The organism is Mycobacterium sp. NGS49 (genome assembly GCF_059812565.1).
In genome coordinates this window covers 1-6578 of record NZ_JCALCX010000072.1, presented here as the reverse complement: position 1 = coordinate 6578, position 6578 = coordinate 1, and the positions used below count along the sequence as shown (strand labels likewise).

The following is a 6578-nucleotide window of genomic DNA, read 5'->3' as shown; positions in this document are numbered from 1 at the left end:
TGGACATGCGCCATGACTGTCACCTATGACGCGACTCATCAAGGGTCCTGCCCAGGTGTCACCCATGACGCGACTCATCTGTCACCTATGTCGTGAACTCACACACCCCCTCGGACACTCTTTTGATCGTTCCTGCCATGGTGGCTTCCATTCTGCGCAGAGGGCGCGAATCGCCGACCGTTGCCGTGCCTGGAGGCAGGCTCGATGCCATGGAAGCAGACTGGCTACACCAGGATGCAATTTCAACCGTTCGGTGGCTGCATCGGGTCGTAGGCTGAGTGAGTCCTGCAGTCGGGAGTGCGACATGACACCTTCGAGGGGATTTCTCCGGCGGATGCCGACCCGCAGATACCGCGACCGCCGCGAAGCCGGCCGGGTGCTGGCGACCGAACTGGCGTCCTATCGGGGCAAACCCGGCCTACTCGTGCTCGGTCTGGCCCGCGGTGGTGTGCCCGTCGCGTGGGAGGTCGCCGCCGCCCTGCGCGCCGATCTGGATGTCTTTCTCGTGCGCAAGCTCGGGGTTCCGCGCTGGCCCGAACTGGCGATGGGTGCGTTGGCCAGCGGCGGCCGGGTGGTGATGAACGACGACGTGGTGTCCAGCCTCCACATCAGCGACGAGCAGGTGCGCTCGGTCATCGAGAGCGAGACGGCGGAACTGCGCCGGCGTGAAGACGCCTACCGTGGCGGGCGGGCGGTCGCCGACCCGCACGGGCGGACAGTGGTCTTGGTCGACGACGGGGTCGCCACCGGAGCGAGCATGTTGGCCGCGGTGCGGGCGGTGCGGGCCGCGGGCCCGCGGGAGGTGGTGGTCGCGGTTCCGGTGGGGCCGAGTTCGGTTTGCCGTCAGCTCGCCGCGGAAGCCGATGCCGTCGTGTGCGCAACCATGCCGATCGATTTCGACGCCGTAGGACAGGTGTACGCCGATTTTCACCAAGTCACTGACGATGAGGTGCGCGCGCTGCTGGCCGCCCCAACCGGTGACGTCCCGCCGACCTGAGCCGCCGCTACTTCTTGGTGCTTTCGTCGACCGCGGGTTCCTCGGCGGTTTCGGCGGCTGATTCTTCGGCCGTGTCGGCGTCCTCGGGGTAGTCGACGGCGTCGAGGGGTTCGCCGTCGTCCTCCTCCTCGGGCTCGGCGCTCTCCTCCGCGGCGTCCGCGGAGCGCTGCTGGCGCTCCCGAACCGCGTCAACGATCAGCAGGATGACTCCCAGCACGCTGGCACCGATACATACCCAGGCCACCAGCTCGTTGCTGGTCACCACCGCGAACACCAGGGCGACGAGCCCGATCAGGGCTAGTACGAGCGCAATGATCAGCATTGGTCATCCTCCGGCCGGCGCGGTGGCAGCGCCAAACCTATCAGGGTCAAGGACGCCGAACGGGCAGCCGGGTCCCTATCCGCCGTACTAGTTGCCGCGATTGAACTGGTCGAAACCGCCCGATTCGGCACTGGAATCGACCGGAGCCGCCGAGCCACGCTGGCCGAGCTCTTCGAGCTGGGATTCCAGATAGGTCTTGAGCCGGGTCCGGTATTCACGTTCGAACGTCCGCAGCTGTTCGAGGCGGCCTTCCAGCACGGTGCGCTGCTGGTTGATGGTGCCCATGATCTCGGAATGCTTGCGCTCGGCGTCCGCCTGCAGGGCATCGGCCTTTTCCTGGGCCTGACGCAACTGGGTCTCCGACCGCGATGTGGCGTCGGCCAGCATCGCGTCGGCACGCTGGCGAGCTTCGGCCACCGTGGTCTCCGCCGTGTGGCGGGCCTCGCTGAGGATCTGGTCCGCATTGGCGCGGGCATCGGCCAGCATCTTGTCGGACTCGGCCTTGGCGGTGCTGGTCAACCGGTCGGCAGTGTCCTGGGCCAGGCTGAGCACGCGGGCGGCCTTCATGGCCTGTTCCTCGTTGGTGCCCGCCGATGTCGCCGGCGCAGCCACCGGCGCGGGCTTGACCGGCTCCGGCTCGGGCTCGAACACCGGAATCGGCTGGGCGATGGTGGGCGCGGCCGCAACACCGCCCCCGCCGGCGGCCAGTTCCTGATCCAGCTCGGCAATGCGCTGACGCAGATCGGAATTCTCCTCGATCAGCCGGGTCAGCTCGTTTTCCACCAGGTCGAGGAAGGCGTCAACCTCATCTTCGTTGTACCCGCGTTTGCCGATAGGCGGCTTACTGAACGCCACATTGTGGACGTCGGCAGGTGTAAGCGGCATTCTTTGTCCCCTCAAGTTCCTGGACGGTCAAGCGATCTGGTGAGTCTAAAACGGAGCGGTAGCCGTCTGGCAACTGCCGCCCATCCTGTCACACCAGACTCGGCGGTTGCCGATTGGACTAATAAATAAGGAGCAATTTCAATCTCTAAGGCAAATAAATCACATTTCTTAGATGAGAAAAATCACGCGCATCACAGTTGTCGCCGAATCGTGGCCGAACCGTCTCCTAGCTACCGTCGATTCGTGCCTGGCGACCGTTACGCCGCAGCGCTGAAGGCCAGCTGCATGCCGATGAATGCCACGAGCAACAGCACCAGGATGGATAGGTCCAAACGGACGGCACCGATGGTGATCTGTGGGATGAGTCGGCGCAGCAACCTCACCGGCGGATCGGTGATCGACATGATGATCTCCAGGACCACCACCGTGACACCCGTCGGTCGCCAGTCCCGGCTGAACGAGCGGATCCACTCGATGACGACGCGCGCGATGAGCAGCAGCCAGAAGGTGAACAGCGCAAACCCAAGGATCTGAAAGAACAGCACCAACGAGAGCCCGACCTTAACGATGAGGATGAGAGGAATGTCAGTCGCCGCCACCTCAGCGGCAACGCAAGCCTACCGACCCGTGCGTCGCGCACACATCCCAAGGGACGGCAAGCACGCGCTCAGCCCGGCCGGCCAACCTGCGACCTACCGGGCTGTGCAGCAGAAGATCTCGCCTATTGGTAAGCGTAGAAACCGGTTTCGGCGATCCGGCGGCGCTCCTCCGGGGATACGTCGACATCCGCGGGCGACAGCAGAAACACCTTGGTCGCCACCTTGTCGAACGAGCCGCGCAGCGCGAACGCCAGGCCGGCGGCGAAGTCGACCAGCCGCTTGGCGTCGGCGTTGTCCATCGACACCAGGTCCATGATGACCGGAGTGCCGTCGCGGAACCGCTCGCCGATGGTGCGTGCCTCGCTGTAGTCCTTGGGCCGCAGCGTGGTGATCTTCGACAGCGGGTGGCCGTCCTCGAACATCATCGCCATCCGACGCGGGTCCATCGCCAACGCGCCGCGCGTCGAACCCCGCAACCACGAACCCAGACGCGGCCGCGCCATGTCGGGACGATCGAACTCGCGCGGCTGGAAGCGCGCCTCCTCGGGGTAACCGCCGCGGTAGCTGCTCGGCGGCGGATAGTCGGCGGGCTCGCCGCGCAGGTCGGGGCGCAGGTCGGGGCGCGGGTCCCGGCGGGGGTCGTCGTATTCACGATCGCGCCCCTCGTAACGGCCGTATTCGTCCTCGAATCGCGGCCGTGAATAACCACGCGACGGTGCGTGGTCCTCGTAATACTCGTCGTCGTAATCCTCCATCGGAGCCATACCGAAGTAGGCCTTGACCTTGTGCAGTGTGCTCATCGTGCGACCCCTTCTAACCTGGGATATGTGTTGTTTGTGATGAAGGTGTGACTCGAGTGACTATTCACGGTGACCGTAACCGCCGTTGACCCATTAAGGCGGTACCGACACGCACACACGTCGATCCATGTTTCACCGCCGCTTCGAGGTCGCCGGACATGCCGGCCGACAACCCCACCGCGTTCGGAAAGATGCTGCGCACCCGCCGGTGCTCGGATTGCAGCCGGTCAAAGGCCTGTTCGGGGTCCCAGCCCAGCGGCGGAACACCCATCAGACCGACCAATTCCAGGCCTTGGGCCCGCTCCACCTGTTCGCAGATCCGCTCCAGCGCCCCGGGCTCGGCAATGTCGACCCCGCCACGCGCGACGTCACCGTCGAGGCTGATCTGGACGTAGACCCGCAACGGCTCGCTGCGGTGCCGCTCAGCCAGTGCGCCGGCCACCGCCTGCTCCAGCGCGCTGACCAACTTCGAACTGTCGACCGAGTGCGCGGTGTGCGCCCACCGTGCCAGCGCGCGGGCCTTCTTGCGCTGGATACGGCCCACCATGTGCCAGTCGATGGCCCGCGCTCCCCCGTCCGGGGCCGCCGCCAGCAACCGCGCAACCTCGTCCACCTTCGCCGCGGCTTCCTGCTCTCGCGATTCGCCCACGGCCCGGCATCCAAGTCGGGCCAGGATCGCGACGTCGGTCGCCGGGAAGAACTTGGTGATCGGCAGCAGCTCGATTTCTGCGACGTTGCGACCAGCCGCCTCGGCCGCGGTTGCCAGCCGCGACCGCACCGACGCCAACGCGCGGGTCAATTCCGACTGACGCTCGCCGTGGTCTTCCCGACCCGGGGTTTCTACCGTCATCGCCGTCATTCCATCCACACCAGAGACGCCAGCCGGCCGGTCGGCGCGTCACGCCGATGACTGAACAGCGCCGGGTCGGCCGCGGTGCAGCGCGGGTCGACCTCGATGGATGTCACTCCCAACTGGCGGAGCTGGCCGGCGATTCCGGCACGCAGATCCAGGCCGGAGGTGCCCGCCGGGGTGCGGGTTCGGCTGCCGGGCAGCGCCGCTTCCACCTCTGCGGCCATGACATCGGGCACCTCATAGTTGGCACCGCTGACCGCGGGACCCAGCAACGCCGAGATGTCGCCGACCTGCGCGCCAAGTTCCAGCATCGCCTCAATGGCACGGACCACGACCCCGTGCTGCGCACCGACCCGTCCGGCGTGCACCGCGCCCACGACACCGGCCCGCGCGTCTGCCAGCAACACCGGCACGCAATCGGCCGTCACCGCGACAAGCGCCAATCGCTTTGTCGCCGTGACCATTCCGTCGGTGTCGTGCAGCGCGGAAGCCCGCGGTTCGGCAACCACCTGGACGCGGGTGCCATGCACCTGGTTCATCCACAGCACCCGGTCGCCGGGCAGGCCGATCGCGGTCGCCAACCGGGACCGGTTGGCCCGCACAGCAGCCGGGTCGTCACCGACATGGTCGCCGAGGTTGAAACTGTCGAAGGGCGGTTTGGACACGCCGCCCGCTCGAGTGGTGGTGACCCGGCGGATTCGAACGCTCACGTTCCCAGTATCTGGATTTCGTTGCCTGCCAGGCTGCATCGACGTCGGGCCATCATGTTTCGACGCCGGTTCGTCGCGCAGCGGCAAGCAAATCGAGACCTCAGCGGCGCATGAAGGGCGGCACGTCGACGTCGTCGTCGTCACCGCCGATGCTCAACGTCGCACCATTGGTGTGCAGCGGCACGCTGACGGCATCGACCGGCTCGAACAAAGTCGAGGTGAGCTTGCCCGCTTTGGCCGTCTCGATGCGGTGAGCGCCGCCGGTTTCGTTGCTGCTGACGGCTTTGCGGCCGGGGCCGGCGTCGAAGCCGGCCGCGATCACGGTCACGCGCACCTCGTCGCCCAGCGAGTCGTCGATCACGGTGCCGAAGATGATGTTGGCGTCCTGATGGGCGGCATCCTGCACCAGCGAGGCTGCCTCGTTGATCTCGAACAGGCCTAGGTCGCTGCCACCGGCGATCGACATCAGCACGCCCTGCGCGCCTTCCATCGAGGCTTCCAGCAACGGTGAGTTGATGGCGATCTCGGCGGCTTTGAGCGAGCGTCCCTCGCCGCGCGCCGAGCCGATGCCCATCAGCGCGGTGCCCGCGCCGGACATGATGCCCTTGACGTCGGCGAAGTCGACGTTGATCAGGCCCGGGGTGGTGATCAAGTCGGTGATGCCCTGGACACCGTTGAGCAGCACCTCGTCGGCGCTGCGGAAGGCATCCATCAGCGACACCGCCGCGTCGCCCATCTGCAGCAGCCGGTCGTTGGGGATGACGATCAGGGTGTCGCAGCTCTCCCGCAGCGCCGCGATGCCGTTCTCGGCCTGATTGCTGCGCCGTTTGCCCTCGAAGGAGAACGGTCGCGTGACGACGCCGACAGTCAGCGCGCCGAGTTTGCGGGCGATGCTGGCGACGACGGGTGCCCCGCCGGTGCCGGTGCCGCCGCCCTCACCCGCGGTGACGAACACCATGTCGGCGCCGCGGAGCAGTTCCTCGATCTCCTCCTTGGCGTCCTCGGCGGCCTTCTTGCCGACATCCGGGTCGGCCCCGGCACCCAGCCCGCGGGTCGAGTCGCGCCCGACGTCGAGCTTGACGTCGGCATCGCTCATCAACAACGCCTGCGCGTCGGTGTTGATCGCGATGAACTCCACGCCTTTGAGGCCCTGCTCGATCATCCGGTTGACGGCGTTGACGCCGCCACCACCGATGCCCACGACCTTGATGACGGCCAGGTAGTTGTGTGGGGGGGTCATCATTCGTCTTCCTCCCTGATGGACTCAAGTTCCCCTGGGTCTGCCTGCGGTGTGTCTGCTTGCAAAACCCTCAACCTCAACCATAGAGTTAGAGTTATGTCAAGTAGTTCCGCGTAACCAGAACCGTATGGGTACGACGGGCACTAGCCGTGCAGGCGCGCCGACGCGCGGC

General features: G+C 66.3%; 7 protein-coding genes and 1 pseudogene. 1 reads left to right on the top strand and 7 read right to left on the bottom strand.

Annotated elements, in window-relative coordinates; genetic code table 11:
• Positions 1-310: 310 nt before the first annotated feature.
• Positions 311-997: pseudogene (locus AC5Y7D_RS30575) on the top strand (phosphoribosyltransferase); the annotation flags it as partial.
• A 7-nt stretch (positions 998-1004) separates the two neighbouring features.
• On the opposite strand, the gene AC5Y7D_RS30570 reads toward AC5Y7D_RS30575, so the two are convergent.
• The 7 genes from AC5Y7D_RS30570 to ftsZ form a co-directional block, all read right to left on the bottom strand.
• On the bottom strand, positions 1005-1319 hold the full coding sequence (locus tag AC5Y7D_RS30570; protein ID WP_499929883.1) for a hypothetical protein: 315 nt from the start codon (positions 1317-1319) through the stop codon (positions 1005-1007).
• An 87-nt stretch (positions 1320-1406) separates the two neighbouring features.
• Positions 1407-2204, bottom strand: coding sequence for a DivIVA-like cell division protein Wag31 (gene wag31 / locus AC5Y7D_RS30565; RefSeq protein ID WP_499929881.1), 798 nt, complete (start codon positions 2202-2204; stop codon positions 1407-1409).
• 257 nt (positions 2205-2461) lie between these two features.
• Entirely contained in the window at positions 2462-2752 is a 291-nt protein-coding gene (locus AC5Y7D_RS30560) for a YggT family protein (protein WP_499929887.1), read from the bottom strand.
• Positions 2753-2925: 173 nt separating this feature from the next.
• The gene (locus tag AC5Y7D_RS30555) at positions 2926-3603 is read right to left on the bottom strand and encodes a cell division protein SepF (protein ID WP_499929879.1); all 678 of its coding nucleotides are present in this window, start codon (positions 3601-3603) and stop codon (positions 2926-2928) included.
• Between the two features lie 64 nt (positions 3604-3667).
• A complete protein-coding gene (locus AC5Y7D_RS30550; RefSeq protein ID WP_499929877.1) occupies positions 3668-4462 on the bottom strand; it encodes a YggS family pyridoxal phosphate-dependent enzyme in 795 nt (264 codons plus the stop codon).
• The gene (gene pgeF, locus AC5Y7D_RS30545; protein WP_499929875.1) at positions 4459-5166 is read right to left on the bottom strand and encodes a peptidoglycan editing factor PgeF; all 708 of its coding nucleotides are present in this window, start codon (positions 5164-5166) and stop codon (positions 4459-4461) included. The genes AC5Y7D_RS30550 and pgeF overlap by 4 nt, the downstream gene beginning before the upstream one ends.
• A gap of 100 nt (positions 5167-5266) precedes the next feature.
• The gene (gene ftsZ / locus AC5Y7D_RS30540) at positions 5267-6406 is read right to left on the bottom strand and encodes a cell division protein FtsZ (protein WP_499929885.1); all 1140 of its coding nucleotides are present in this window, start codon (positions 6404-6406) and stop codon (positions 5267-5269) included.
• Between the last annotated feature and the right edge of the window lie 172 nt (positions 6407-6578).